Source organism: Mariniflexile fucanivorans (assembly GCF_004341235.1).
Classification (GTDB): Bacteria; Bacteroidota; Bacteroidia; order Flavobacteriales; family Flavobacteriaceae; genus Mariniflexile; species Mariniflexile fucanivorans.
On sequence record NZ_SLUP01000025.1, the window covers coordinates 1 to 1936 of the forward strand.

The window sequence follows — 1936 nt, forward strand, 5'->3', positions numbered from 1 at the left end:
ATTTTCAGTTTAAAAGGTTCTGAATACCGTCTGATTACTTTGTCATTTCTATACATAATGTTTAAAATTATGTAGCCTTATTTCAGGACGGGTCAAAATTGCACACAACGTTGTTGTGTATGATTAGTTGCGTGATTAAGCATCTAATTTACTAAATAAAAACTAACCACGAAAGTCTGAGAGGACTTTCGTAAGTAAGCCTAAAAAAGCAATTAATTATACACGGTGTTATGCCCAGTTATTTTCTTTTCATATTTTTTCAATGCCATATTATATCCCTCTTCTATTAATGGAAATAATTTATCAAAAGTTTCTCTTGTTGGATTTAAAACACAAATCCAACTCATCCAGCCATAAACAGGATGAGGCATTATTTTATCCAGTTCGGTGAAATCAAATGGCATATCGATTATTTGACCTGCTTTTGGTCTTTTCGGTTTATTGCCAAATAATTGATAGAAACTTTCTTTCGATATTCCTAAATTTAATCTATAAACATCTTCTCTGTTTACGTTCGATGCTTTGTCGTTCGCTCCATCTTTTTCTTTAAATGTCAATAGGTAAATTCCTTTACTTAATTTATTTTCAGGATTGTAAAAAAGTCCAACTTCTCCCCAATTTTTATTTTTTACAAGACCATTGAAACTATTCTGAACCTCTTGAATAATCTCGTCCGTTGTCATTGTTTTCATTCTTGAATTTCATTAAAGATTGAAAAATGCTTAAAAGTCATAGTTCTTTCATCAATCACTTCAAATGCTTTTAAGGTTTTCGGGTTTTCCATTGCCTTTTCTGATGCGATTGTTGCCGATTCCAAGTCTGTCCAAAACACAAGGTCTAAAAATTGTCCGTCTTCAGATACAGAGGTTTTTCTGGAAATAAATCCATCTTGTTTACTAATGAATTCATTCAGTTCAGACATTTGGTTTTCTGCTTTTTCTTGGCTTATTCCATCATTTATTTTGAATAATACCATTTCTACAATTGTTGCTTTTTTAGTCATTTTGCTTTGTTTTTTTTCTGAATTACTGCAACTGCAAATAATTAAGAATGTTATTGCTATTATAAATTTTGTTTTCATAATGCAAAAATAAGACGGATGACTGACAACCCTATGTCAACTATACCTCAGTAAATTTTTCTAAATATTGTTTAAGTGTAAAACTCTGTTGATATTCAAAGGTTTCGGAAGTAATAGTTAGATTTAAAATTCTATCTAATCTAAATTCACGCTCTTCATTTCTTAAACGACAAAATGCGACTAAAACCCAAGCATTTTCTGTAAAATAAATGGCTAGTGGTTCAATGTTTCGTTTAGTACTTTCTTCTTTATAAATTGAGAGGTAGTCGATTTGTATCACATTTGCGTTTGTGATAGATTTTTGAATTTTTGATAACCAATTACTTTTATTTTTATCAATTTTTGTTGAAGGTTCAATTCTATTTTCAAGTTTTGAAATATTTTCCTTTTCAAAATTCTTAAGAGTAGATTTTATTTTGAGCAAAAGTGAATTAAAATCTTTGATTAAGGAAGTATCTCCTTGATTTAGAATGAGTTTTTCGGAAATTATTAAAGCATTGGCTTCTTCTTCTGTAATCATTATTGGTGGTAGTGAATATCCGTTCACAATGAAATATCCAACTCCATTTTCCGAACCTATTGGAATTCCAGCATCTTGCAGTGTTTTAATGTCTCTGTAAACAGTTCTCAAACTAATTTCAAATCGTTCCGCAATTTCTTTCGCAGTTACAATCTTTTTTGACTGTAATTGGATTAGAATTGCTGTTATTCGAGTTAGTCTGTTCATTTTTTGTTAATTGGGCATAACGGTTACGTATAACTTAAGTTAGCTTTTATTAATAAAGTTTTAAATTTAAGTACATAAACAGAAAGAACAAAAAGAGAGGATTAAGGTTATTTTGTATAGTGAGATTT

General features: G+C 29.8%; 3 protein-coding genes. All 3 read right to left on the bottom strand.

Features of this window, described 5'->3' with window-relative positions:
- Positions 1-212: 212 nt before the first annotated feature.
- Positions 213-692 carry a DUF6194 family protein gene (locus EV196_RS19760; RefSeq protein ID WP_243652298.1) on the bottom strand — a complete coding sequence of 160 codons (480 nt, stop codon included), beginning with the start codon at positions 690-692 and terminating at the stop codon, positions 213-215.
- Positions 689-1003, bottom strand: coding sequence for an antibiotic biosynthesis monooxygenase family protein (locus EV196_RS19765; RefSeq protein ID WP_132219507.1), 315 nt, complete (start codon positions 1001-1003; stop codon positions 689-691). The genes EV196_RS19760 and EV196_RS19765 overlap by 4 nt, the downstream gene beginning before the upstream one ends.
- Before the next feature lie 118 nt (positions 1004-1121).
- On the bottom strand, positions 1122-1808 hold the full coding sequence (locus tag EV196_RS19770; protein WP_132219508.1) for a helix-turn-helix transcriptional regulator: 687 nt from the start codon (positions 1806-1808) through the stop codon (positions 1122-1124).
- Between the last annotated feature and the right edge of the window lie 128 nt (positions 1809-1936).